The organism is Antarctobacter jejuensis, assembly GCF_052266595.1.
Lineage (GTDB): Bacteria > Pseudomonadota > Alphaproteobacteria > Rhodobacterales > Rhodobacteraceae > Antarctobacter > Antarctobacter jejuensis.
In genome coordinates, this window is the sequence record NZ_JBQQXJ010000011.1 from 142,213 (window position 1) to 166,934 (window position 24,722).

The following is a 24,722-nucleotide window of genomic DNA, read 5'->3' on the forward strand; positions in this document are numbered from 1 at the left end:
CGATGACGTGGTCGCTGCGAACGGTGGGCATTTCGGCGCTGGGACTGGCGCTGGTCGGTGGTCTGGCGGTGACGGCCTTTCGGTCCGATCCGGTGCCGGTGGATACGGCGGTCCTGGCGCGCGGCGCGCTGAGCGTGACGGTGGATGCCGACGGCAAGACGCGCATCCGCGAGGTCTATGAGGTGGCGGCGCCGATCACCGGGACGATGCGGCGCCTGCCGATCGAGGTGGGCGATCCGGTGGCGCAGGGCGTGACGGTGGTGGCGGAGGTGCTGCCAGCGGTGCCAACGCTGCTGGACGCACGGACGCGGGCGCAGGCCGAGGCGGCGCTGCGAGAGGCGCAGGCCTCTGTTAAGTTCGCCGAGGCGGAGGTGGCCCGGACCATCGCCGATGAGGCCTATGTGCGCAGTGAATTCGAGCGGATCAAGGCGCTTGTTGCGCGCGGGGCATCGTCGCTGGTGGATCGGGACGCCGCGCAGCGTAAGCTGTCACAGGCCGAGGCGGAAACCTTGTCGGCGGCGGCGCGGCTGGACATGTCGCAGGCCGCGCTGGAAAGCGCGCAGGCCTTGCTGGTCGACCCGCAGGAGGAGGCGGGCAATGGCGATTGCTGTCTGCCGATCCTCGCCCCCGCCGACGGGGTTGTCCTGTCGGTCGAGGGTGTCAGCGCGCGGCCCGTGGTAGCGGGCGCGCCGCTGCTGACGGTGGGGGATCCCGGCGATCTGGAGATCGTGGTGGATCTGCTGTCGGCCGAGGCGACACGTTTGAAGCCGGGCGCGCGGGCCGTGGTGGAACGCTGGGGCGGGGACGACGTGCTGGAGGCGGAACTGCGGCTGATCGAACCGGCGGCGCGGACGGTGGTTTCGGCGCTGGGGATCGAGGAGCAGCGCGTGGATGCGGTGCTGGACCTGACATCGCCCCCGGAAATGTGGGAGGGGCTGGGGCAGGCCTTTTCCGTCTTCGTCCGAATCGAGGAGTGGCGCACCGACGATGCGCTGCTGATTCCCCTGTCGGCGGTCTTTCGGCGCGACGGGCAATGGTATGCCTTTCAGGTCGCGGATGATGCCGCGCGTGAAGTTGCAATAGAGATCGGACGCCGTGACGGACGGTCGGCGGAGTTGCTGGCCGGGTTGACCGCCGGTGACAGCGTGATCCTGCACCCGCCGGATGGCATTACGGAGGGAGTTTCAGTGGTAGAGCGCGGCTGGAAATAGAGTCTTTAAGGTTGAGTCGACGACCGCCGCAAGGAAAGCTTGACGGATGCGCTGCAGACTTCCATTGTAGCCGTAAAGTTTCACGCGCGTAAAGTTTGAGGGGTCGGTTTGGTGCGAATGCCGAAAACCGGGTTTTCGGGGTGCCGCAGGAGGAGGTGGGGATGGCAGAGCGAAAAATCCGGAACATGGAGGAGTTCGCCGAAGTTGCGGGGATCTCGCGCCCGACCGTGTCCAAATACTTCAATGATCCGGAGAGCGTGCGCAAGACGACGCGCGCGCGGATCGAGAGTGCGCTGGAAGAATACGGCTATCGTCCGAACATCTTTGCCATCAACCAGAACCGGAAGCTGACCAAGAATATCGGCATCCTCGTGCCCTTTCTTGCAGACCCGTTCTTTGCCGAAATTGCCCGGAACCTTGAGACGCTCGTGATTGCGGGCGGCTATCGCCCGATCCTGCTCAGCTCACACGGCAACACGGATCAGGAAATCGAGAACCTGGAAAGCCTGCGGTCGATCAAGCCGGCGGGGGCGCTGTTGGCGCCCCTGGGCCGCAGGTCCAACATCGCCGCCGTCGAGGATTTTTGCGAATCCGTGCCCAGCGTTCTTTTTGATAGTAATATCAGTGGTTTGGGAGACGCATTCATCGGTCACGACACGCCGCAGGCGACGGCCCTGATCTGTGATTACCTTGTTCGCACAGGGGAGCCGCCCGCGTTTTTCGAGATGCGCGACCCAACCAACCCCAACGCCTACAAGCGGCGCAACGGCTATATCGCGGCGATGGAGCAGCTGGGGCTGGAGCCGCATCTGTTGCAGGTCGAAGGCGACGGGTGGGAGTTCGAGCGGATCGGCATGGAAGGTGGGCTGAAGCTTTTCGAGGAGAAAGCGATTCCCACCGACACGATTCTCTGCAGCAATGACCGCCTCGCTATCGGCCTTATGGCGGCTGCTTATCAGAAAGGGCAGAGAATCGGGCGTGGGCAAGGGTTTGCCCTGCGCATCGCCGGGCATGATAATCACCCGGTGGCGCAATATACCTGCCCGCCGCTGACCACCATTTCGCAGGACTATACTGCAATTGCAGAACGCAGTGTTCAGCAGTTGTTTGGCCTGATCGAGAGCGGCCAACGTGCTGACGTAAGGGAAGAAATCCTTTTCGAGGGGCGCCTGATCATGCGTCAGTCCGCCTAAAAATGCTGCATTGCGGCAAGCTAAAAGTTTACTCCCGTAAAGTTTTTAATTGACTCAACGCGCCCCATCCTGTTGAGTAAGGCTGTGTTTAAGACACCCTAAGGGAGGAAAACTGATGACACTGAAAGGCGCATTTTTTGCAGCCTCAGCCCTCGTATCTGTTGCGGTCACCGCAGCGAATGCAGAGACGCTGACCATTGCGACCGTGAACAACGGCGACATGATCCGCATGCAGGGCCTGACTGACGACTTCACTGCCAAGACTGGCCACGAGGTGAACTGGGTCACTCTGGAAGAGAACACCCTGCGGACGCGCGTCACCACCGACATTTCGAACAAAGGTGGTCAGTTCGACATCATGACCATCGGCATGTACGAAACGCCGATCTGGGCCGCCAACGGCTGGCTGGTTGCACTGGATGATCTGGGCGAAGAATACGACGCCGACGACATCCTGCCCGCAATGGCCGGCGGTCTGAGCTACGAAGACACGCTCTATGCAGCGCCCTTCTACGGCGAATCCTCGATGATCATGTACCGCACCGACCTGATGGAAGCTGCTGGTCTGGAAATGCCGAAGGCACCGACCTGGGAGTTCATCCGGGAAGCTGCTGTCGCCATGACCGACAAGGACAACGAAGTCTACGGCATCTGCCTGCGCGGCAAGGCCGGCTGGGGTGAGAACATGGCGTTCCTCACCGCGATGTCGAACGCCTTTGGCGCCCGCTTCGTGGACGAGAACTGGACCCCCCAGTACAACACCGAAGCATGGTCGAACACGCTGAACTTCTACATCGACCTGATGAACGAAGCAGGCCCTCCGGGAGCCTCGTCGAACGGCTTCAACGAAAACCTGTCGCTGTTCCAGCAGGGCAAGTGCGGCATGTGGATCGACGCAACTGTTGCGGCATCCTTCGTGACCAACCCGACCGACTCGGAAGTGGCTGACAAGGTTGGCTTTGCTCTGGCCCCGAACACCGGCCTCGGCAAGAACTCCAACTGGCTTTGGGCATGGGCGCTGGCCATTCCGGCAGGCACCCAGAAAGAAGATGCCGCGAAAGAGTTCATCAAGTGGGCGACCTCGAAAGAGTACATCCAGCTTGTTGCGGCCAACGAAGGCTGGGCCAACGTTCCTCCGGGCGCACGTACCTCGCTGTACGAGACCCCCGAGTACCAGGCCGTTCCGTTCGCTCAGATGACCCTGGACTCGATCCTGTCGGCTGACCCGAACAACCCGACCGTTGACCCGGTTCCCTATGTTGGCGTTCAGTTCGCCGCCATTCCGGAATGGGCCGGCCTTGCAGGCCAGATCGGTCAGGAATTCTCCGCAGCTCTGGCCGGTCAGCAGACCGCAGACGAAGCTCTGGAGAAGGCGCAAGCCATCGCAGAAGAAGAACTGGAAGCCGCAGGTTACTGAGGCATCCTCCCAAGGGACGGGGGGTGGTTAGCCACCCCCCGTCTCCCTTAGACGACCCTGTTCCCAATACCAGTATCAGCCCCGTTCAACGCGCAATTTGCGTGAGCAGAGAGGATGTGCGCCATGGCGACCCAGCATTCCCGATCCGCAGCGCGCATGATGATGGCACCCGCAGTAATCCTTCTACTTGGATGGATGCTGGTTCCCTTGATCATGACGCTGTATTTCTCTTTCAAAAGATACCTGCCGCTGCGTGGTGGTGACCTCGGGTGGGCAGGTTTCGACAACTACGTCCGGTTCGTGACATCATCGGCCTTTTGGCCCAGCGTCCAGGCAACCCTGATCATCGTCGGCGGCGCCCTGCTGATCACCGTGGTCTTCGGTGTGTTGCTTGGGATCCTTCTCAATCAGCCCATGTGGGGACAGGGTGTTGTCCGGATCCTTGTGATCGCGCCCTTCTTCGTCATGCCAACCGTGTCCGCGCTGGTCTGGAAGAACATGTTCATGGACCCGGTGAACGGCCTCTTTGCACATCTCTGGAAATTCTTTGGTGCCGACCCGGTGGTCTGGCTGTCCGACGCCTCGCTGTTCTCGATCATCATGATCGTCAGCTGGCAATGGCTGCCCTTCGCCACGCTGATCCTGCTGACCGCGATCCAGTCGCTGGACGGTGAGCAGCTGGAAGCCTCCGAAATGGACGGCGCGCCCGTGCTCAAGCGCTTTTGGTACATTATCCTGCCGCACCTCAGCCGCGCGATCACCATCGTGATCCTGATCGAGACCATCTTCCTGCTGTCGATCTTCGCCGAGATCTTTGTGACGACCGGTGGTGCCTTCGGCTCTCGGACCCTGACATACCTGATCTTCCAGCGTGTTCTGGAAAGCCAGAACGTCGGACTTGGGTCTGCGGGTGGTGTCTATGCAATCATTCTCGCCAATATCGTTGCCATCTTCCTGATGCGCATCGTCGGCAAGAACCTGGACGCGTGAGGAGATAACATCATGGCACGTGCCGTTACAAACCAACGCAAGGTGATCAACACCGCCGCCGCTTGGGCAGTTGGTCTGCTGATCTTCTTCCCGATCCTCTGGACCATCCTCACCAGCTTCAAGACCGAGGCTGTCGCCATTGCCGATCCGCCGGTGTTCCTGGGCTTTGAATGGACGCTGGAGAACTACAGGACAGTTCTGGAGCGGTCGAACTACGCCCGCTTCCTGTGGAACTCGATCATCATCGCCGGTGGCTCTACCGTCCTCGGCATCATCATCGCGGTTCCCGCGGCCTGGTCGATGGCCTTTGTGCCCTCGCGCAAGACCAAGGACATCCTGCTCTGGATGCTCTCGACCAAGATGCTCCCGGCGGTCGGCGTTCTGTACCCGATCTACCTGATCTTCATCAAACTTGGCCTTCTGGACAGCCGTCTTGGTCTGGTCGTGGTGCTGATGCTGATCAACCTGCCGATCATCGTCTGGATGCTCTACACCTACTTCAAGGAAATCCCAGTGGATATCCTCGAAGCGGGGCGGATGGACGGGGCCAGCCTCAAGGACGAGATCCTCTACATCCTCACACCGATGGCCATTCCGGGCATCGCCTCGACCCTGCTGCTGAACTTTATCCTCGCCTGGAACGAAGCGTTCTGGACCTTGAACCTGACGGCAGCCAATGCGGCGCCACTGACGGCCTTCATTGCCAGCTACTCCAGCCCCGAGGGTCTCTTCTACGCCAAGCTCAGCGCGGCATCGACCATGGCCATCGCGCCGATCCTCATCCTTGGCTGGTTCAGCCAGAAGCAACTTGTCAGCGGTCTGACCTTCGGCGCTGTGAAATAAGGACCTGAGAACATGGGACAAATCAACCTAACTCAAGTGACCAAGAGCTTCGGCGACGTCAACGTCATCCCGCCGCTCGACCTCAACATCAACGATGGCGAGTTCACGGTCTTCGTCGGCCCTTCGGGCTGCGGTAAATCCACCCTCCTGCGTCTGATCGCAGGGCTGGAGGACATCACCAGCGGCAAGATCGAAATCGACGGTCAGGACGCCACCAGCCTGCCGCCCGCCAAGCGCGGTCTGGCCATGGTGTTCCAGTCCTACGCCCTGTACCCCCACATGACGGTGCGCAAGAACATTGCCTTCCCGATGAAGATGGCGGGTATGGATCAGGCCGAACAGGACCGGCGCATCGAGGCCGCGGCCAAGGCGCTGAACCTGACCGACTACCTCGATCGTCGTCCGGGTCAGCTTTCGGGTGGTCAGCGTCAGCGTGTGGCCATCGGCCGTGCCATCGTGCGCGAACCCTCGGCCTTCCTGTTCGACGAACCGCTGTCGAACCTGGATGCCGCGCTGCGGGTCGGCATGCGTCTGGAAATCTCCGAGATGCACAAGCGTCTGGCGACCACGATGATCTATGTGACCCACGACCAGGTCGAAGCCATGACCATGGCCGACAAGATCGTGGTGCTGCAGGCCGGCGTGATCGAACAGGTGGGCAGCCCGCTGGAACTGTATCGCGAACCGCGCAACAAGTTCGTGGCCGGTTTCATCGGCTCGCCCAAGATGAACCTGATCGAAGGCGGCGAAGCGGCCAAGCACAATGCCCACACCATCGGCATCCGGCCCGAGCATATCGACGTCTCGACCACCGAAGGCATGTGGCAGGGCACCGTCGGCGTGGCCGAGCACCTTGGCTCTGACACCTTCATCCACATCCACGGCATCCCGGGTTGCGATCCGCTGACCGTGCGTGCGGGTGGCGAAGTGGCCGTGAACCACGGCGACACCGTCTACCTGACGCCGCAGGCGCAGCACATCCACAAGTTCGGTGCCGACGGGCTGCGGATCGCCTAATGCGCCTCGACGGGAAATCCGCCCTTATCACCGGTGCCGCTCGCGGCATCGGCAGGGGGTTTGCCGAGGCTTATGTGCGCGAAGGCGCCACCGTTGCGATTGGTGACATAAACATGGAGGCGGCGGAGCAAACCGCCGCCGAGATCGGCGAGGGGGCCTATGCGCTGCACCTCGACGTGACACGGCAGGACAGTATCGATGCGGCCATTTCGGGCGTGGTCGAGAGGGCAGGCAAGCTGGATATCCTTGTCAACAACGCGGCGGTATTCGACGCGGCGGAGACGGTGGATATCACCCGCGACAGCTATGACCGGCTGTATGCGATCAACGTCGCGGGCACGCTGTTTACCATGCAGGCCGCGGCCCGGCAGATGATCGCACAGGGCCACGGCGGCAAGATCATCAACATGGCGTCCCAGGCGGGGCGCCGTGGTGAACCCCTGGTGTTGGTCTACTGCTCGACCAAGGCGGCGGTCATTTCGATGACGCAGTCGGCCGGGCTGAACCTGATCAAGCATGGCATCAACGTGAATGCCATCGCGCCGGGCGTCGTCGAAGGCGATCACTGGGTCCACGTGGATGCCATGTTCGCCAAGCTGGAAGGCAAGGCGCCGGGGCAGAAAAAGCGCGAGGTCGAGGCCAGCGTGCCTGCGGGCCGATATGCAAAGCCCGATGATCTGTCGGGTATGGCGGTGTTTCTGGCCTCGTCCGAGGCGGATTACATCGTGTCGCAGACATATAACGTCGACGGCGGTCAGTGGATGAGCTGACCGACCGGCGCATAAAACACTCCGGGGCGCTGGCCCCGCGAATAACAGCGAGGGTCTCATGGCGATCAAGCTTTGCAACGCCAATCTGTCCGACTTGCCCGAGGGCGTTCTGGTCCCGACTTATGATCGTTCGGCCCTGACACCCGGTATCGTTCATATCGGGCTGGGGAATTTTCACCGCGGGCATCAGGCCTGGTATCTGCATCGGCTGATGCAGCAGGGGCTGGCGCATGACTGGGCCATCGTCGGTGCGGGCGTCCGTGCCTATGATGCGGCGATGCGCGAAAAGATGTTGAATCAGGACTGCCTGACCACCCTGATCGAGCTGGACCCCAAGAGCAGCTCCGCCGAGGTCGTCGGCTCGATGATCGACTATGTGCCGATCGTTGAAGGCAACGGCCCCCTGATCGAACAGATGGCTGATCCGGCAATCCGCATCGTCGCGCTGACGGTGACGGAGGGCGGGTATTACCTTGATCCGGCGACCAAGAGCTTTGATCCCTCGCACCCCGACATCCAGCATGACATCGCCAACCTCGATACGCCGCGCACGGCCTTTGGTGCGATGATCGCCGCCCTGCGTAAGCGGCGCGACAGCGGCGCGGGCCCGTTCACCTGTCAGAGCTGTGACAACCTGCCGGGCAACGGCACCAAGCTGGAGGAAGTGGTGCTGGGCCTTGCGCGTCTGGCCGATCCGGCGCTGGCGGACTGGATTGCCGCCGAGGTCACGTTCCCCAATTCGATGGTGGATTGCATCGTGCCCGCGACCGGCCCGCGGGAACTGGCGCTGGTGCGCGAATTCGGCATCGACGATGACGTGCCGGTCACGCATGAGAATTTCCGCCAATGGGTGATCGAGGACAAGTTCTGCGCCGGGCGCCCGGACTGGGAAAAGGTGGGGGCCACGATCACCGACCTGGTCCACGACTACGAGGCGATGAAGCTGCGGATGCTGAACGGTGGTCACCAGATCATCGCCGCCCCGGCAGAGGTGCTGGGCATCGAGTCGATCGACGCCACCATGTCACATCCGCTGATCCGTGGCCTGCTGCGCAAGGTGGCGCTGGACGAAATCGCACCGCATGTGCACGCGGTGCCGGGCATGACGCCAGAGGCCTATGTCGATCTGATCGATGAGCGGTTCTCGAACCCCAAGATCATCGACACGGTGCGCCGCGTGGCCTTCGACGGTTCGTCCCGGCATACCGGTGCGGTCCTGCCGGTGATCCGTGATGCGGTCGCCGCCGGCACGCCGCTGGAAGGGCTGGCGCTGAGCCAGGCGCTCTGGGCGCGGATGTGCTACGGCACGCGCGAGGACGGCACCGAAATCATCGCCAACGATCCGGTCTGGGAGGATCTGGTCAAGGCTTCGATCGAGGCGCGTGAGAACCCGCAGGCTTGGCTCGAACAGCGCCATTTCTACGGCAAACTTGCGGATGACGCCCGCTTTTCCGCGGCCTTCGCAGAGGCGCTGAACCGAATCTGGGCCGAGGGAGTAGAGGCCGCGCTGCGCGCCTACATCGGCTGAACGACCCACTAGGGACAGTGGAAAATGGTCTGTCCTCAATGGGTTGGCTGAAACGTGAGAGGGCTTTCGCCATGCGGCGAAGGCCCTTTTTCGTTGCCGGGCGGGATTGCGTCCCGGCGGTGGATTCGTTGAACCGTTCGTCTTTCTGACAAATTCGATTGAACGAACTTTTTGCTTTTAGCTTTCTGTTAGTTCGAAACGGAGAGGTTGGCGGCGCACCAAATGCGGTGGCGCAGACCGGAACCCATGGCCTGCATCTGTCAGAACGACGTCAGAAAAGCCGATCGCGGCAAATGAAAACCGGCGCCAAAACGCGCTTTCGAAATCAAGGGCAAGAATATGTCTAGTATCCTGACGAACAACGGCGCCATGGTCGCGCTGCAAACCCTCAAATCCATCAACTCGAGCCTGGCCGACACACAAAGGGACATCTCGACCGGCAAGCGTGTCGCCACTGCCAAGGACAACTCTGCCGTCTGGGCCATCTCCAAGGTGATGGAAGCTGACGTGAAGGGCTTTAAAGGCATTTCCGACAGCCTCAACCTTGGTCAGTCGACCGTTGCCGTCGCCCGTCAGGCGGCCGAAACCGTCACTGACCTGCTGACCGAGATCAAGGGACGTGTCGTTGCCGCGCAGGAAGAGAACGTAGATCGGGCCAAGATCCAGACGGATATCGATGCGCTGCGCGATCAGATTTCCGCCGTTGTCGGCGCCGCCCAGTTCAACGGGCTGAACCTGCTGTCCAACACCGATCTGACGGCGGGATCCGGCCAGATCAATATTCTGTCCTCGCTGGATCGGTCGGGCAGCGGCGTGACCGCCTCTGACATCACCGTGGCGAAGCAGGATCTGGGAACCAGTGTGGCATCCATCGACGTGGCCACAACCGGCGCAACTGCCGTTGGTACGGACGAAGCGTCCGGCGCCGCAAACACCGCCGCTGTGGCCCTGACCGGTGCCGCGACGCAGCCGACTACGCTGGCCGTTATCGGGCAAACCGCGGGAGCAGGCACCGCGACCGTGGCAGCGGGCACCGGCTTCTCGATCGAGATCACCGCAGGTGCGGCTGGCCTTGCCACCTTCAACACCACCGCAACCGCAGGCGCACAGGAAATCACCTACGTCGCCCGCGACGGTGATACGCAGGCAGACGTGACGGCGGGTCTTGTGGCGGCGTTCAACAAATACGTGGCCGACAACTCGGACATCACGGATGGGTTGGGCATTGCCGCGGCAGTGAACGGCACCAATGCGAACCAGCTGGATTTCACCGGCGCCAACAACACCGGCGACAACTTCTCGGTTCAGGTGCGCAGCTACGCGGCAACCGACACCACCATCGGTGGCCGGCTGGAGGCGCTGTCGGATATCGATGTCAGCACGCAGGCGGGCGCGGACTCTGCCTTGCTGGAGGTCGAAACGCTGATCCAGACGGCCATCGACGCCGCCGCCGCCTTTGGTTCGGCGCAGGGGCGGATCGAAACGCAGGTCGAATTTGTCTCTCAGCTGACCGACGCGCTGAAATCCGGCATCGGCGCGCTGGTCGATGCCGACATGGAAGAGGCCTCGGCCCGTTTGCAGGCGCTGCAGGTGCAGCAGCAGCTGGGTGTTCAGGCGCTGTCGATCGCCAACCAGGCGCCGCAGTCGCTGTTGTCGCTCTTCCAAGGGTAAGGTGACGTGGCGCGGGCCGGATGACCGGCCCGCACCGCGTAGACCTGATCAGACAAAACCCCTTTCCGCGCTGCGGGAAGGACGATCACTCAAGCGCCGGTTCCTTGCACAGGGACCGGCGTTTATGCAATTCAGGCTTGCGGTGCAGCTGCCCGTGGGAACGTTTCACCAAAATCCCGCTGGGCCGCCTAATTTTTTGGCATGTGCTGTCGCGGTGTGCGCAAATCCCCTGCGCTTGCTTGCCTTCGTCTGCCGGTGTTGTGACATGGTTTCATGCCAGATCGCATGACCATCGTTGTTGTCGAAGAAGACCGGGACCGCGCCATCGCCATCGTCGATGCGTTGCGCGCCTCGGGCTCTTACGATGTGCATGTCATCGGAAATGTCTCCAGCCTTGCGCGTCGTATCGGTGCACTGGCCCCGGACGTTGTGCTGATCGATATCGACAATCCGACCCGCGACATGCTGGAGGAACTGACGCTGGCCTCCGGACCGCTGGACCGGCCGGTCGCGATGTTCGTTTCCGGCGCGGCGGGGGGGCTGGCCCGAGAGGCGATTGAGGCCGGGCTGTCCGCCTATGTGGTCGACGGGCTGAAACCGGAGCGTCTGAAACCGGTGCTGGATGCTGCCATCGCCCGGTTCCAGATTGCGCGCCAGATGCGCAGCGAACTGGCCGAAACCCGACGCGCGCTGGAGGAACGCAAGGTCATCGACCGCGCCAAGGGTCTGTTGATGAAGGCGCGCGGCATACAAGAGGAAGAGGCCTACGCCCTGTTGCGCAAGGCGGCGATGGATCAGGGCAGGCGCGTGGCCGATGTGGCCGAGGCGCTGGTCACGGCCTCGGGGCTGCTGTCATGAAGACGGTCACGCTGCCCGTTGCCTATGTGCCGCTTGTGGACGCCGCGCCGCTGATCGTGGCGCATGAAATGGGATTCGCCCGCGAAGAGGGGATCGATCTCGATCTTGTGGCGGCGCCGTCATGGTCGTCGGTGCGGGATATGCTGGCCTTTGGCCGGGTGGACGCCGCGCATCTGCTGTCACCGGTGCCGGTTGCCATGGCGCTGGGGCTTGGCGGGTTTTCGCAGCCCTTGTCGGCGGTGTCGGTCCTGTCGGTCAACGGCAATGTCATCGGTGTGGGCCGCGCGCTGGAGGCGCGGTTGCGCGACGCGGGATACGGTTTTGATTTCCACGATGCGCAGGGGGCGGCGGCTGCGCTGGCCGGTGTGGCCGAGGGGCCGCTGGTCTTTGGCGTGCCCTTTCCCTTTTCGATGCATGTGGAACTCTTGCACTATTGGCTGGACGTCACGGGCCTGTCGGCCACGGGTGTCGAATTGCGAACGGTGCCGCCACCCCTGATGGCCGAGGCGTTGGCCGAGGGGGATATTGACGCATTTTGTGTTGGCGAGCCTTGGGGATCGGCTGCGGTCGAGGCAAAGGCAGGCGCGTTGTTGTTGCCGGGGCAGGCGATCTGGGCCTTTGCCCCGGAAAAGGTGCTGGCTGTGCGGACCGGCTGGGCCGAAACCGAGCCGCACCTGCTGGGCAAGCTGATGCGCGCGGTCTGGCGGGCAGGCCGCTGGCTGAATGCGCCCGAGAGGCGCACCTCTGCGGCGGAAATCCTGTCTCGGCAGCCGTATCTGGACCTGCCGTCGGAACTGATTGACAGGGCGCTGACCGGACAACTGACCATTTCCACACTGGGCGAGCAGCGGCAGGTCGACCGCTTCATCGAATTCCACGGAGGCGCGGCGAATTTCCCGTGGCGCAGTCAGGCCAAGTGGATTGCGCACCGCCTGGCGCTGCGCGCGGGTATGGATGACCGTGCGGCCCGCGCTGCCGCCGCCGAGGTCTTTCGCAGCGATATCTACCGCCAGCAAATGGAGGCGACGCCGGCCGATCTGCCCGGCGCTTCGGAAAAGCTCGAAGGTTCGATTCGGGCAAGAACGGCCGTCGCCTCGCAGAAAGGCCAGCTGTCGCTGCTGCCCGATGCGTTTTTCGATGGCCGGATTTTTGACCCCGATCAGGGCTAGTGCCCATTTTTGCGGCAACGCAGCATTTCTGGCCCCGACTTTTCGGCAATTACGCTGCAGCGCCGCAATTTTGCTTTGAACGAAGGCCGGAATTGTCGGATCAATAGGTCAAGGCGCGCAACGATGTGCGTCCAGAGAACGCCTCCCAAAGATCGGGATTTTCCGAGCAACGCCGCTCACTCTTCGTCCACCTCCCGGACGAGGCGTGTTTGCGGCTTTTTGTTTTGGCCCGGTGTTTCCCTGTGACGGAGCCGGGCGCCCTACAACGAAAAAGGGACCGACCCAATGAAGTCTTTCCTCTTCGGCCTTGCGGCCACCACTGCCCTGATCAGCCCGGCCTTTGCCCAGATGCTGGAGCTTGAAAAGGACGAACTGACCTTTGGTTTCATCAAGCTGACCGACATGGCGCCGCTCGCCGTGGCCTATGAGCAAGGCTATTTCCTGGACGAAGGCCTGTTCGTCACGCTGGAGGCGCAGGCCAACTGGAAGGTGCTGCTGGACGGCGTGATCGGCGGACAGTTGGACGGCGCGCACATGCTGGCCGGTCAACCGCTGGCGGCGACCATCGGGTTCGGCACCGAGGCGCATATCATCACCCCCTTCTCGATGGACCTGAACGGCAACGGCATCACCGTGTCGAACGAGATCTGGGAAAAGATGCTGCCGCATATCCCCAAGATGGACGACGGCCGCCCGCAGCACCCGATTTCGGCAGAGGCGCTGGCGCCGGTGGTCGAAGAGTTCAAATCCGAAGGCAAGCCCTTCAACATGGGCATGGTCTTCCCGGTTTCGACCCACAACTATGAACTGCGTTACTGGCTGGCCGCCGGTGGTCTGCACCCGGGCTATTACAGCCCCGAGAACGTCACCGGCCAGATCGGCGCGGATGTGTTCCTGTCCGTGACCCCGCCGCCGCAGATGCCCGCCACGCTGGAGGCCGGCACCATCTATGGCTACTGCGTGGGTGAGCCGTGGAACCAGCAGGCGGTGTTCAAGGGCATCGGCGTGCCGGTCATCACCGACTATCAGCTGTGGAAGAACAACCCGGAAAAGGTGTTCGGTATCACCGCCGAATTCGCCGAGCAGTATCCGAACACCACGCTGGCGCTGACCAAGGCGCTGATCCGCGCGGCGATCTGGCTGGACGAAAACGACAACGCCAACCGCCCCGAAGCGGTCGAGATCCTGTCGCGTCCCGAATACGTGGGGGCCGATTACGACGTGATCGCCAACTCGATGACCGGCTTCTTCGAATTCGAGAAGGGCGACAAGCGCGACATTCCCGATTTCAACGTCTTCTTCCGCTACAACGCGACCTACCCCTTTTACTCGGACGCGGTCTGGTACCTGACCCAGATGCGCCGCTGGGGCCAGATCGCCGAGCCGAAGTCCGACGCCTGGTATGACGAGGTCGCGCAGAGGGTCTATCGCCCCGACATCTACCTGCAGGCCGCGCGCTTGCTGGTCGATGAGGGTCTGGCAAACGAGGCCGATTTCCCCTGGGACAGCGACGGTTACAAGGTGCCGACCCCCGCGGGCGATATCATCGACGGCATCCCCTACGACGGCAAAGCGCCCAACGCCTACCTCGACAGCCTGCCGATCGGCCTGAAAGGCGAGCAGATCGTCGTCGGCGCAGAAGTCAAAGGCTGATGAGCTGACCGGGGCGGGCACCACGGTCCCGGTGCCGCCCCGACCCGAATGAACCAGCGGTGCGCAGAACATGCGCACCCTACCCAACCCCGTAGGGTGTGCCTGCATGGCGCACCATCCGACCGACCCGACCGTGAGGATCGCAGCCATGACCGCCATCGACCCCGAGACGCTGAGCGCAGAGGCCACCCGAGAGGCCCGCCGCGCCCGTCTGTTCACCCGTATCAATGCCGCCGACAAATGGTTTCAGGTTCTCGGCCTCAGCTGGATCACCCCGGCGCTGAAGGCCATGGCCGGTGACAACCCCAAGGCGCAGATGAAAGAGCTGTGGCGTCTGCTGGCTGTGCCGCTGATCGCCATCGCGGGCTTCCTTGTTCTCTGGGGCACGCTTGCGCCGCAGGTGCAGACCTCGCTTGGCGCGGTGCCCGGTCCGGCCGCCGTCTGGGAAGAGGCCAAGAACCTGCACGCCGACGCCCAGGCCAAGGCCGCCAAGCAGGCGAAGTTCGAGGAGATGGTCGAGAAGCGGAACCAGAAGTTCATCGACGCGGGCCAGCCGGAAAAGGTCAAGAACGTCGCCTATACCGGTGCGCCCAGCTATTACGCGCAGATCTGGACCTCGATCCAAACGGTCTTTTTCGGGTTCTTCATCGGCACCGTGATTGCCATTCCGCTGGGCATCATGGCCGGCCTGTCCCCCACGGCCAACGCCGCGATGAACCCGCTGATCCAGATTTTCAAGCCGGTTTCGCCGCTGGCATGGCTGCCGATCGTCACCATGATCGTTTCGGCCGTTTACGCCACCAATGACGGGCTTTTCGCCAAGTCGTTCCTGATCTCCGCGATCACGGTCACGCTGTGTTCGATCTGGCCGACGATCATCAACACCGCGCTGGGCGTGGCCTCGATCGACAAGGATCTGGTCAACGTTTCCAAGGTGTTGAAGATGAACACCTACACCAAGGTCACCAAGCTGGTTCTGCCCTCGGCGCTGCCGCTGATCTTTACCGGGCTGCGGCTGTCGCTGGGCGTAGGCTGGATGGTGCTGATCGCGGCAGAGATGCTGGCGCAGAACCCGGGTCTTGGCAAATTCGTCTGGGATGAATTCCAGAACGGCTCTTCCAGCTCGCTGGCCAAGATCATGGTTGCCGTCTTTACCATCGGTATCATCGGCTTCCTGCTGGATCGCGTGATGTACGCGCTGCAGAGCCTCTTCACCTTCTCGAACCAGCGGTGAACGACATGGCTGTGATCGATTTCAAGAATGTCACCAAGAGCTTTGGCGAAGGCACCAATGCCGCCACGGTTCTGAAAAACATCGACCTCGAAGTGCAGGAAGGCGAGTTCCTCGTGCTGCTGGGCTTCTCCGGAACCGGCAAGACGACGCTGATCAACCTGATGGCCGGGCTGGAAAAGCCGACCAAGGGCAGCGTCACCTTCAAGGGCAAGCCCATCGAGGGGCCGGGGCGCGAGCGCGGCGTGATCTTTCAGAACTATTCGCTGATGCCCTGGTTGACGGTGAACGGGAACGTGCAACTGGCGGTGGACACCGTGTTCCCCTCCATGCCGAAGGCGGAAAAGGCCGCGAAGGTGGCGCACTACGTGCAGATGGTGGGACTAAGCCATGCCGCCACGCGGCGCCCGGCGGAACTGTCCGGCGGCATGCGTCAGCGAGTGAACGTGGCGCGCGCGCTGGCCATGAACCCCGAGGTCCTGCTGCTGGACGAACCGCTGTCGGCGCTGGACGCGCTAACCCGCGCCAATCTGGCGGATGAGGTCGAGAAAATCTGGGAAGCCGAGAAAAAGACCTGTGTTCTGATCACCAACGACGTTGACGAGGCGATCCTGCTGGCTGACCGGATCATCGCGCTGAACCCGGACGGTTCACTGGGCGAGCATTTCACGGTGGACATCGAACGCCCCCGCGAACGCACGGTCATGAACCATGACGAGCGGTTCAAATCGTTGCGCGGCAAGGTCACCCAGTACCTGATGGACGTTGGTATCGAGGCCAAGGCCGAAGGCACCCGCGTGCTGCCGGACGTGACCCCGATCCACGGTGTGCCAAAGGCCATCAAGGAGGCCCAGGAGGGCATGATCGAAGAGCGGTTCCTTGATTTCAGCCAATTGCACAAGGTCTATGCCACGCCCAAGGGGCCGCTGACCGTGGTCGAGGACTTCAACCTGAAAATGAACCGGGGCGAGTTCATCTCTCTGATCGGTCACTCGGGCTGTGGCAAGTCCACGGTGCTGACCATGGCCGCCGGTCTGAATTCGATCTCCAAGGGCGCGATCAAGCTGGACGGTCGCCATGTCGAAGGCGCGGACCCGGAACGCGCGGTGGTGTTTCAGTCGCCCTCGCTGTTCCCATGGCTGACGGCGCGGGAAAACTGTGCCATCGGCGTCGACAAGGTTTTCCCCCGCGCATCGCAGGCCGAACGGCAGGACGTGGTGGAATATTACCTTGAACGCGTGGGGCTGGCGGATGCGATGGATCGCCCCGCGGTCGATATGTCGAACGGCATGAAGCAACGTGTGGGGATCGCGCGTGCCTTTGCCCTGTCGCCCAAACTGCTGCTGCTGGACGAACCCTTTGGCATGCTGGACAGCCTGACGCGCTGGGAGTTGCAGGAAGTGCTGATGGAGGTCTGGGACCGGACCAAGGTCACCGCGATCTGCGTGACCCATGACGTTGACGAGGCGATCCTGCTGGCGGACCGGGTGGTGATGATGACCAACGGGCCGCAGGCGACCATCGGCAAGATCGTCGATGTGGACCTGCCGCGCCCCCGCTCGCGCAAGGCGCTGCTCGAACATCCCGATTACTACCACTACCGCGCGCAGGTGCTCGATTTCCTTGAGGAATATGAGCACGGCAAGCACGGCAAGTCCGAACCGAAACCGGCCAAGCCGACCAATCGCAAGGCCGCCTGAGCGCGCCGGAAAGGGATTAGACCATGGAAACGGTACTGGACTCCGACGCCGCTGCACAAACCTTCGTCAAAGTCAGCGAAGTCTGGGTGCCCGATGGCGATGTGCTGAAACTGGCGGACGGCAGCTACGGCGATCTGGAAGCTTTCGAGGAAGCCTCTCGCGCGACACAGTTTGCGCGCGGTGAGGGGCTGCCCGGCAAGGCCTGGGCAGAGGGGCGGCCCGTTGTTCTGAAAGGGTTCGACGGCAGCTACTTCAAGCGGACCGAAGCCGCCAAGGCCGCGGGGCTGACCAGCGCTGTCGCCGTGCCGGTTTTTGACGGCGAGACGCTGAAGGCGGTTCTGGTCGTGCTGTGCGGCGATGATGAGACCCATGTGGGGGCCATCGAGATCTGGCACGAGCAGGACGGTCTGCTAATGCTGGACGACGGTTACTACGGTGCCGCGCGCCATTTTGAATGGGTCAGCCAGCACACGCATTTCCCGCGCGGGCAGGGACTGCCCGGCGGTGTCTGGGCGTCGAACACGCCGATGCTGATGCGCGAGCTGGGGTCGGGGTACAAGTTTATCCGTGCCGACAGCGCCGGACGCGCGGGCCTGACCACCGGCCTTGGCGTGCCGATCCCGGTGCCGGGCGGCAAGACCTTTGTGCTGACCCTGCTGACGGCCTTAGGCACCCCCATCGCGCGGCGGTTCGAGCTGTGGGACGCGCGTCCCGCCAAGGTGGGCAGCAAATCGGCGGCGATCCTGATGGACGGCATCTGTGAGCGCGACGGACCGCTGTGGACCGACGACACCCAGACAGAGCCGCGCCGTGTCGAACCCTGGCAGGGTGTCATCGGCAAGGCGCTGGGCACCGGGTTGCCCGTGGTCGAAAGCGGCGCGCCGGGCGTGACGGCCGGATACAAGACGATGGTGGCCCTGCCGATCCATCACGACGGAGACATCGCGCACATCGTGGCGTGGTATTGCTGAGAGGACGAAGGATCATGCAGAAACTTGTCGTCATCGGAGCAGGCATGGCCTCTGGCCGGGTGCTGGAGCACCTGCGGGAGACCGCGCCGCAAGACTTCGAGATCACGCTGTTCAACGCTGAACCGCGCGGCAACTACAACCGCATCATGCTCTCGCCGGTCCTGTCGGGCGAGAAGTCCTACCAGGAAATCGTCACCCATGACGATGGCTGGTACGCGGACAACCAGATCACTTGCCGTTTCGGCGAAACGGTCACGGGGATTGACCGCGACCGCAAGGTGGTGATCGGCGAACACGGGGAAGTGGCTTATGACAAGCTGATCCTCGGCACCGGTTCGGCACCGTTCATCATCCCGGTTCCGGGTCATGATCTGCCCGGCGTTGTCGCCTATCGCGACCTCGAGGACACCAACGCCATGATCGACGCGGCGGGCAAACCCGGCGCGCGGGCGGTGGTGATCGGCGGCGGGTTGCTGGGCCTTGAGGCGGCGGCAGGTCTGCGTCTGCGCGGGATGGACGTGACCGTGTTGCACATCGCCAGCCACCTGATGGAGCGGCAGCTGGACGCTGCGGCCGGCTATCTGCTGAAGAAGGATCTGGAGCGCCGCGGCATCGAGGTGCTGCTGGAGGCCTCGACCAAAGAGATCACCGGTGACGGCAAGGCGGAAATGGTGCGGCTTGCCGACGGAACCGAATTGCCCTGCGATATTGTCGTGATGGCTGTGGGGATCCGTCCTTCTGTCAAACTGGGACAAGAGGCGGGGCTTGATTGTGGTCGTGCGATCAAGGTCGATGCGCAGATGCGCACCTCGGATCCGGATATCTTTGCCGTGGGCGAATGCGTGGAGTTCGAGGGCAACCTCTTTGGCCTTGTTGCGCCGCTGTATGATCAGGCGAAGGTTCTGGCCGGGACGCTGACGGGTGAAGACAGCGCCTTTGTGATGCGCGAACTGTCGACCAAGCTGAAGGTCACCGGCTGTGACCTGTTCAGTGCGGGCGACTTCGCCGAAGGCGAGGGGCGCGAGGATATCGTGTTCCGCGATCCGGCGCGCGGTGTCTACAAACGCCTAGTGATTGAAGGCAACAAGCTGGTCGGCGCGGTGATGTACGGCGACACCGCCGACAGCAACTGGTTCTTTGGCCTGATCAAGGACGGCACCGACATCGAAGAGATGCGTGAAACGCTGATCTTTGGTCCCGCCTACCAGGGAGGTGGCCAAACGGACCCTCTCTCAGCCGTTGCAGCCTTGCCGCCTGAGGCGGAAATCTGTGGCTGTAACGGCGTCTGCAAATCCACCATCGTCGCGGCCATCGAAGGAGGCGCCACCGATCTGGGCGCGGTCAAGGCGACCACCAAGGCCAGCGCCTCTTGCGGGACCTGCACCGGGCTTGTGGAGCAGGTGCTTCAGGTCACGCTGGGCGACGGGTTCCAGATGCCCGCCGCGCAATCGATCTGTGGCTGCACCGACCTGTCCCACGAAGACGTGCGCCGCCTGATCAAGAGCCAGGAGCTGAAAAGCCAGGAAGCGGTCTGGCAGGAGTTGGGCTGGAAGACGGTCAACGGCTGCCATGTCTGCCGCCCGGCGATCAACTATTATCTGCTGGCGGATTGGCCGCTGGAGTACAAGGACGACCCGCAAAGCCGGTTCGTCAATGAACGCAACCATGCCAACATCCAAAAGGACGGCACCTATTCCGTCATGCCACGTATGTGGGGCGGGATGACCACCCCGCAGGAGTTGATCGCCATCGCGCAGGCGGCCGAGAAATACGGTGCAACGGTGAAGGTTACCGGCGGTATGCGGATCGACCTTCTGGGGGTGAAGAAAGAGGATCTGCCGGCGATCTGGCATGATCTGAACCAGGCGGGCATGGTATCCGGTCACGCCTATACCAAGGGTCTGCGTACGGTGAAGACCTGTGTCGGATCGGACTGGTGCCGCTTTGGCACGCAGGACAGCACCGGCCTTGGCATCAAGCTTGAGAAAAAGCTGTGGGGGTCCTGGACGCCGCACAAGGTCAAGCTGGGCGTTTCGGGCTGTCCGCGCAACTGCGCCGAGGCCACCTGCAAGGACGTGGGCATCATCTGCGTCGACAGCGGCTATCAGGTCAGCGTCGCGGGTGCTGCGGGCATGGACGTGAAAGAGACCGAGCGTCTGGTCGATGTGAAGACCGAAGAAGAGGCGATTGAATGGACCACCGCCTTTGTCCAGCTCTATCGCGAGAACGCCAAGTACCTTGACCGGGCTTACAAGTGGGTCGCCAAGGTCGGGCTCGACTGGGTCAAGGAGGTTCTGGCGGATGACGCCGAGCGCGCAGCCCTGGTGGCGCGGTTCGATGTCTCGCAAAGCGTCTATCAGAAGGACCCCTGGGCCGAGCGGGCAGAACCGGAGGCGGCGCGCCGTTTCCAGCCCATGGCCGATTTCACCAAGGAGGCAGCGGAATGAACTGGATCGATATTGGCGCCCTTGACGATGTGCCGCTGCGCGGTGCCCGACTGGTCAAGACACACGCGGGTTGCATCGCCGTCTTCCGCACCGGCGAGGCCGAGGTTTTTGCCGCCTCCAACACCTGTCCGCACAAGGCCGGTCCCCTGTCCGAAGGGATCGTGCATGGGCAGAAAGTGACCTGCCCGCTGCACAACTGGGTCTTTGACCTGAACACCGGTCAGGCGCAGGGCGCAGACGACGGGCGGATCGATGTCTACCCTGTCCAAGTCGAGGACGGGCGCATCCTGCTGGACGTTTCCGCGCTGGAAAAGCGGAGCGCGGCGTAATGGATGGCGGGGCAGGGACCGGACAGACGACCGTACGCTCGACCTGCCCCTATTGCGGGGTGGGCTGCGGTGTATTGCTTACGCCCAACGGCGTGGGTGGGCTGGATGTGCGGGGCGACCCGCAGCATCCGGCCAACCTTGGGCGGCTCTGCTCCAAGGGATCGGCGCTGGGCGAGACGCTGGGCTTGGGTCACCGACTGATGGCCCCGCGCATCGATGGACAGGACGTATCGTGGGATCATGCCCTGCAAACTGTGGCGGACCGATTTTCCGCAACCGTGGCAGAACACGGACCGGACAGCGTTGGTTTCTACGTTTCAGGTCAGTTGCTGACCGAGGATTACTACGTCGCCAACAAGCTGATGAAAGGCTTCATCGGTTCGGCCAATATCGACACCAACTCGCGCCTCTGCATGGCTTCGACCGTTGCGGGTCACAAGCGCGCCTTTGGCACCGATACGGTGCCCGGCACCTATGAGGATCTGGAGGAGGCCGATTTGATCGTCCTCGTCGGCTCCAACCTCGCGTGGTGTCACCCGGTGCTGTATCAGCGCGTCTTGGCGGCGCGTAAGGCGAAGGGCACGAAGATCGTCGTGATCGACCCGCGCCGCACCGCCAGTTGCGATGGCGCAGACATGCACCTTGCCCTGCAGCCGGGATCGGATGTGGCGCTGTTCAATCGCCTGTTTGCGGAAATCTACGAACAGGGGGCGCTGGACAAGGAGTTCCTGCAGTACACCGAAGGCTTTGACGCGGTGCTGAGAACGGCCAGCATGGAGGACACATCGGTTGTCGGGCTGAGCGAGCAGGAGGTCCTTGCCTTCTGCACCCTTTGGATCCGGAACGAGAAGGTGGTGACCATCTTCAGCCAGGGGGTGAACCAGTCGACCTCCGGCTCTGACAAGGTCAACGCGATCCTCAACTGCCACCTCGCCACGGGCCGGATCGGTAAACCCGGATGCGGGCCGCTGTCCGTCACCGGGCAGCCCAATGCGATGGGGGGACGCGAGGTGGGCGGGCTGGCCAATATGCTGGCCTGCCATCTGGACCTCGAAAACGCCGATCACCGGGTCGCGGTGCGCGATTTCTGGTCCGCGCCGCAGGTTCCGGACAAGCCGGGGCTGAAGGCCGTGGACATGTTCCGCGCCGTTGGGGACGGTCGGATCAAGGCGCTGTGGATCATTCACACCAATCCCGCCGTCTCCATGCCGGAGGCCGACGCGGTGCGCGATGCGATCGCAGGTTGTGACTTTGTGGTGGTCAGCGACATCACGGGCGCGACCGATACCGCGCGGCTTGCGCATGTCCTGCTGCCGGCCACCGCATGGGCGGAAAAGGACGGCACGGTCACCAATTCCGATCGCACCATCAGCCGTCAGCGGGCCGTGTTGCCCGTGCCCGGTCAGGCGCGCCCGGATTGGGAGATCCTGGCCGAGGTTGGCCGTCGCATGGGCTGGCACGGGGCGTTCGACTATCAGAGTCCGGCAGAGATTTTCCGGGAATATGCCGCCCTGTCGGGGATCGCCGGAGGTTTCGGCCGGGACTTTGACATATCCGGCCTCGCCGGTCTGCGGGAAGAGCAATACGAGGACCTGCAACCCACGCGGTGGCCGGTGACGGCCCATCGCAGCGGCGGACGGTTCTTTGCCGACGGGCAGTTCTATCATCCCGGCGGCAGGGCGCGTCTTTTGCCGGTCACCTACCGTCCCCCTGCCGCGCGCACCGGGCCGCGCTTTCCGTTTCGGCTCAACACCGGGCGTACACGGGATCAGTGGCACACCATGACCCGCACCGCCCTGTCGCCGCGTCTGTCGGCGCATCTGGCCGAGCCGTTTCTGGAGATACATCCTCTGGACGCGCGGGCACAGGACATCGCGCCTGCCGATCTTGTCCGCGTCGACAGCCCGCAAGGCAGCGCCATCCTGCGGGCGCGGATCACCGATGCGGTGCAGCCGGGGCAGGTCTTTGCCCCGATGCACTGGACCGGCGAAACCGCGCCTTCTGCACGGATCGACGCCGTTGTCGCCGCCGAGACCGATCCCGTTTCGGGGCAGCCGGAAAGCAAAGCCAGCGTGGTCAACGTTACGCGCCTGCAGGCAGCGTGGTACGGCTTTGCCGTGTCGGCAAAGACCATAGCGCCGTCATCCGATTACTGGGCTTTGGCCACGACCACCGCAGGCATGCGCGCCGAACTGGCGGGGCTGGCAGAGGTCGACGATTGGGAAGCAGAGGCGCGCCGTCTGTTCAATGAGCCCGACGCGCAAATCACCTCTGTCATAGATACCAAGCGCGGCAGTGCGCGGATCGCCCTGCGCGACGGGGACAGGCTGATTGCCGCGCTGTTCGTGTCACCCGAACCCGTAGCGGTGATGCGCGACTACCTTGCCTCATTGCCCGACGCACCGGATCAGAGCCTGCTGTCCGGACGGTCGCCTGCAGATATGCCCGATCCGGGGCCGATCCTGTGCTCTTGCTTTGGTGTCGGCGTGAACACTATCCTTGCCGCCATCGAAACAGAGGGCCTGATGAGCGTCGACGCCATCGGCGCGGCCTTGCAGGCGGGCACGAACTGCGGTTCCTGCCGCCCGGAACTGGCCGACCTTTTGGCCATGGCGCAGACAAGGGAAGCCGCTGAATGAGCCTGTCCGAACATGTCCGCACGCTGGGCCGTGGTCCGGGGCGGTCACGGTCGTTGACCGAGGACGAAGCCGTCGACGCCATGTCTCAGATGCTGCAGGGCGCCGCACCCGAGGCGGTGGGCGCGCTGCTGATGCTGCTGCGGATGAAAGGCGAGACGAAAGAAGAGATCGCCGGATTTGCACGCGCCGCGCAGGGGGCACTGGGCGACTGGCCGCGCGCCGATCTGGATTGGCCCTGTTATGCCGCCGGGCGGACAAGGGGCCTGCCCTGGTTTCTGCTGGCCGCGAAACTGGTTGCGGATCAGGGGCACCGCGTGCTTCTGCACGGCTGGAACGGGAGGGATACCGCGATCCGGGACGGGATCGCGGAATTGGGGATCCCGGTCGTGCGCACGGCGGAGGAAGCGGCGCAGGCGCTGGATGCACACTGCATCGCCTACCTGCCGCTTGAGGTGGCGCATCCGGCGTTGTTCCGGCTGTTGGACCTGCGTGACACGCTGGGCCTGCGGTCCTGCGTCAACACGGTTTGCCGGATGCTCAACCCCGGGCGCGCGTCGGCCAGCGTGCAGGGGGTGTTTCACCCGCCCTATCGCCTGTTGCAGGCCGATGCGGCGGAATTGCTGGGCTGGCGTAACCTGACCGTCATCAAGGGCGGCGGCGGCGAATTCGAACGTCACCCCGGCAAGCTGGTCGAAGGGTTCGGCCTGCGCAACGGGACGCAATGGCAGCGCGATTTTCAGCCCATTTCACGCGACGCACGGCGTCTGGCTGATTTCGCAATGCCTGCCGGGTCGCTTGCCGCCCTTTGGCAGCACGACGAAGCGCCGGAATTCGCCCGCGACCTTGTTCTGGGCACGGCGCTGCTGGCGTTTGAAACGCTGGGCCTGACCAATCCGGACATTCAGGCGTTGTGGAATTTGCGAGAATCTGTCGAAACGGTCTGAAATTCTGGCAATCCCGCCCTATGTGAAGGTCTCTGTGCGCTTGCGCACCCCTTTCACATTGACGCGACGTGGGCTGAAATCTAGGGCAACGGCAGTCGTGCCTGGCCCTGAAGCCGTGTATGCCGCGCCACAGAGACGACA

The 24,722-nt window shown here is 63.1% G+C and carries 19 protein-coding genes; all 19 read left to right on the forward strand.

Features of this window, described 5'->3' with window-relative positions; translation table 11 throughout:
• The first annotated feature begins 2 nt into the window (after positions 1–2).
• The 19 genes from ACTXGA_RS16555 (at position 3) to ACTXGA_RS16645 (ending at position 24,581) form a co-directional block, all read left to right on the forward strand.
• Positions 3–1,211 carry an efflux RND transporter periplasmic adaptor subunit gene (locus tag ACTXGA_RS16555; RefSeq protein WP_443395538.1) on the forward strand — a complete coding sequence of 403 codons (1,209 nt, stop codon included), beginning with the start codon at positions 3–5 and terminating at the stop codon, positions 1,209–1,211.
• Between the two features lie 161 nt (positions 1,212–1,372).
• Positions 1,373–2,404, forward strand: a complete 1,032-nt coding sequence (locus tag ACTXGA_RS16560; protein WP_443395540.1) for a LacI family DNA-binding transcriptional regulator — start codon at positions 1,373–1,375, stop codon at positions 2,402–2,404.
• Between the two features lie 115 nt (positions 2,405–2,519).
• Entirely contained in the window at positions 2,520–3,821 is a 1,302-nt protein-coding gene (locus tag ACTXGA_RS16565; protein ID WP_443395542.1) for an ABC transporter substrate-binding protein, read from the forward strand.
• Between the two features lie 123 nt (positions 3,822–3,944).
• Positions 3,945–4,811 carry a carbohydrate ABC transporter permease gene (locus ACTXGA_RS16570; protein WP_443395543.1) on the forward strand — a complete coding sequence of 289 codons (867 nt, stop codon included), beginning with the start codon at positions 3,945–3,947 and terminating at the stop codon, positions 4,809–4,811.
• Between the two features lie 12 nt (positions 4,812–4,823).
• Positions 4,824–5,654: a carbohydrate ABC transporter permease gene (locus tag ACTXGA_RS16575; RefSeq protein WP_443395545.1), complete on the forward strand. Its 831-nt coding sequence runs from the start codon at positions 4,824–4,826 to the stop codon at positions 5,652–5,654.
• Between the two features lie 12 nt (positions 5,655–5,666).
• Positions 5,667–6,671, forward strand: a complete 1,005-nt coding sequence (locus ACTXGA_RS16580) for an ABC transporter ATP-binding protein (RefSeq protein WP_443395546.1) — start codon at positions 5,667–5,669, stop codon at positions 6,669–6,671.
• The gene (locus ACTXGA_RS16585; RefSeq protein ID WP_443395548.1) at positions 6,671–7,441 is read left to right on the forward strand and encodes an L-iditol 2-dehydrogenase; all 771 of its coding nucleotides are present in this window, start codon (positions 6,671–6,673) and stop codon (positions 7,439–7,441) included. Before ACTXGA_RS16580 ends, ACTXGA_RS16585 begins: the two co-directional genes overlap by 1 nt.
• A gap of 58 nt (positions 7,442–7,499) precedes the next feature.
• Positions 7,500–8,969 carry a mannitol dehydrogenase family protein gene (locus ACTXGA_RS16590; protein ID WP_443395550.1) on the forward strand — a complete coding sequence of 490 codons (1,470 nt, stop codon included), beginning with the start codon at positions 7,500–7,502 and terminating at the stop codon, positions 8,967–8,969.
• Between the two features lie 339 nt (positions 8,970–9,308).
• The gene (locus ACTXGA_RS16595) at positions 9,309–10,640 is read left to right on the forward strand and encodes a flagellin N-terminal helical domain-containing protein (RefSeq protein WP_443395552.1); all 1,332 of its coding nucleotides are present in this window, start codon (positions 9,309–9,311) and stop codon (positions 10,638–10,640) included.
• 273 nt (positions 10,641–10,913) lie between these two features.
• Positions 10,914–11,498: an ANTAR domain-containing response regulator gene (locus ACTXGA_RS16600; RefSeq protein ID WP_443395554.1), complete on the forward strand. Its 585-nt coding sequence runs from the start codon at positions 10,914–10,916 to the stop codon at positions 11,496–11,498.
• Complete coding sequence (locus tag ACTXGA_RS16605) at positions 11,495–12,667, forward strand: CmpA/NrtA family ABC transporter substrate-binding protein (RefSeq protein ID WP_443395556.1); 1,173 nt, start codon at positions 11,495–11,497, stop codon at positions 12,665–12,667. Before ACTXGA_RS16600 ends, ACTXGA_RS16605 begins: the two co-directional genes overlap by 4 nt.
• Before the next feature lie 285 nt (positions 12,668–12,952).
• The gene (locus ACTXGA_RS16610) at positions 12,953–14,320 is read left to right on the forward strand and encodes a CmpA/NrtA family ABC transporter substrate-binding protein (protein ID WP_443395558.1); all 1,368 of its coding nucleotides are present in this window, start codon (positions 12,953–12,955) and stop codon (positions 14,318–14,320) included.
• Positions 14,321–14,468: 148 nt separating this feature from the next.
• Positions 14,469–15,554: an ABC transporter permease gene (locus tag ACTXGA_RS16615; RefSeq protein WP_443395560.1), complete on the forward strand. Its 1,086-nt coding sequence runs from the start codon at positions 14,469–14,471 to the stop codon at positions 15,552–15,554.
• Between the two features lie 5 nt (positions 15,555–15,559).
• Entirely contained in the window at positions 15,560–17,251 is a 1,692-nt protein-coding gene (locus tag ACTXGA_RS16620; RefSeq protein WP_443395562.1) for an ABC transporter ATP-binding protein, read from the forward strand.
• A 23-nt stretch (positions 17,252–17,274) separates the two neighbouring features.
• A complete protein-coding gene (locus tag ACTXGA_RS16625; protein ID WP_443395564.1) occupies positions 17,275–18,222 on the forward strand; it encodes a GAF domain-containing protein in 948 nt (315 codons plus the stop codon).
• Positions 18,223–18,236: 14 nt separating this feature from the next.
• Complete coding sequence (gene nirB / locus ACTXGA_RS16630; RefSeq protein ID WP_443395566.1) at positions 18,237–20,669, forward strand: nitrite reductase large subunit NirB; 2,433 nt, start codon at positions 18,237–18,239, stop codon at positions 20,667–20,669.
• Entirely contained in the window at positions 20,666–20,998 is a 333-nt protein-coding gene (gene nirD, locus ACTXGA_RS16635) for a nitrite reductase small subunit NirD (protein WP_443395568.1), read from the forward strand. The genes nirB and nirD overlap by 4 nt, the downstream gene beginning before the upstream one ends.
• Positions 20,998–23,637, forward strand: a complete 2,640-nt coding sequence (locus ACTXGA_RS16640) for a molybdopterin-dependent oxidoreductase (protein WP_443395569.1) — start codon at positions 20,998–21,000, stop codon at positions 23,635–23,637. Before nirD ends, ACTXGA_RS16640 begins: the two co-directional genes overlap by 1 nt.
• Complete coding sequence (locus ACTXGA_RS16645; RefSeq protein ID WP_443395570.1) at positions 23,634–24,581, forward strand: glycosyl transferase family protein; 948 nt, start codon at positions 23,634–23,636, stop codon at positions 24,579–24,581. The genes ACTXGA_RS16640 and ACTXGA_RS16645 overlap by 4 nt, the downstream gene beginning before the upstream one ends.
• Positions 24,582–24,722 lie beyond the last annotated feature (141 nt).

Excerpts from the sequence above, each read along its gene's own strand:
- ACTXGA_RS16580 (WP_443395546.1), top strand. The coding sequence starts at position 5,667 with ATGGGACAAATCAACCTAACTCAAGTGACCAAGAGCTTCGGCGACGTC.
- ACTXGA_RS16555 (WP_443395538.1), top strand. The coding sequence starts at position 3 with ATGACGTGGTCGCTGCGAACGGTGGGCATTTCGGCGCTGGGACTGGCG.
- ACTXGA_RS16640 (WP_443395569.1), top strand. The coding sequence starts at position 20,998 with ATGGATGGCGGGGCAGGGACCGGACAGACGACCGTACGCTCGACCTGC.
- nirB (WP_443395566.1), top strand. The coding sequence starts at position 18,237 with ATGCAGAAACTTGTCGTCATCGGAGCAGGCATGGCCTCTGGCCGGGTG.
- ACTXGA_RS16625 (WP_443395564.1), top strand. The coding sequence starts at position 17,275 with ATGGAAACGGTACTGGACTCCGACGCCGCTGCACAAACCTTCGTCAAA.
- ACTXGA_RS16560 (WP_443395540.1), top strand. The coding sequence starts at position 1,373 with ATGGCAGAGCGAAAAATCCGGAACATGGAGGAGTTCGCCGAAGTTGCG.
- ACTXGA_RS16570 (WP_443395543.1), top strand. The coding sequence starts at position 3,945 with ATGGCGACCCAGCATTCCCGATCCGCAGCGCGCATGATGATGGCACCC.
- nirD (WP_443395568.1), top strand. The coding sequence starts at position 20,666 with ATGAACTGGATCGATATTGGCGCCCTTGACGATGTGCCGCTGCGCGGT.
- ACTXGA_RS16575 (WP_443395545.1), top strand. The coding sequence starts at position 4,824 with ATGGCACGTGCCGTTACAAACCAACGCAAGGTGATCAACACCGCCGCC.
- ACTXGA_RS16645 (WP_443395570.1), top strand. The coding sequence starts at position 23,634 with ATGAGCCTGTCCGAACATGTCCGCACGCTGGGCCGTGGTCCGGGGCGG.
- ACTXGA_RS16565 (WP_443395542.1), top strand. The coding sequence starts at position 2,520 with ATGACACTGAAAGGCGCATTTTTTGCAGCCTCAGCCCTCGTATCTGTT.
- ACTXGA_RS16590 (WP_443395550.1), top strand. The coding sequence starts at position 7,500 with ATGGCGATCAAGCTTTGCAACGCCAATCTGTCCGACTTGCCCGAGGGC.
- ACTXGA_RS16615 (WP_443395560.1), top strand. The coding sequence starts at position 14,469 with ATGACCGCCATCGACCCCGAGACGCTGAGCGCAGAGGCCACCCGAGAG.
- ACTXGA_RS16595 (WP_443395552.1), top strand. The coding sequence starts at position 9,309 with ATGTCTAGTATCCTGACGAACAACGGCGCCATGGTCGCGCTGCAAACC.
- ACTXGA_RS16585 (WP_443395548.1), top strand. The coding sequence starts at position 6,671 with ATGCGCCTCGACGGGAAATCCGCCCTTATCACCGGTGCCGCTCGCGGC.
- ACTXGA_RS16620 (WP_443395562.1), top strand. The coding sequence starts at position 15,560 with ATGGCTGTGATCGATTTCAAGAATGTCACCAAGAGCTTTGGCGAAGGC.
- ACTXGA_RS16600 (WP_443395554.1), top strand. The coding sequence starts at position 10,914 with ATGCCAGATCGCATGACCATCGTTGTTGTCGAAGAAGACCGGGACCGC.
- ACTXGA_RS16605 (WP_443395556.1), top strand. The coding sequence starts at position 11,495 with ATGAAGACGGTCACGCTGCCCGTTGCCTATGTGCCGCTTGTGGACGCC.
- ACTXGA_RS16610 (WP_443395558.1), top strand. The coding sequence starts at position 12,953 with ATGAAGTCTTTCCTCTTCGGCCTTGCGGCCACCACTGCCCTGATCAGC.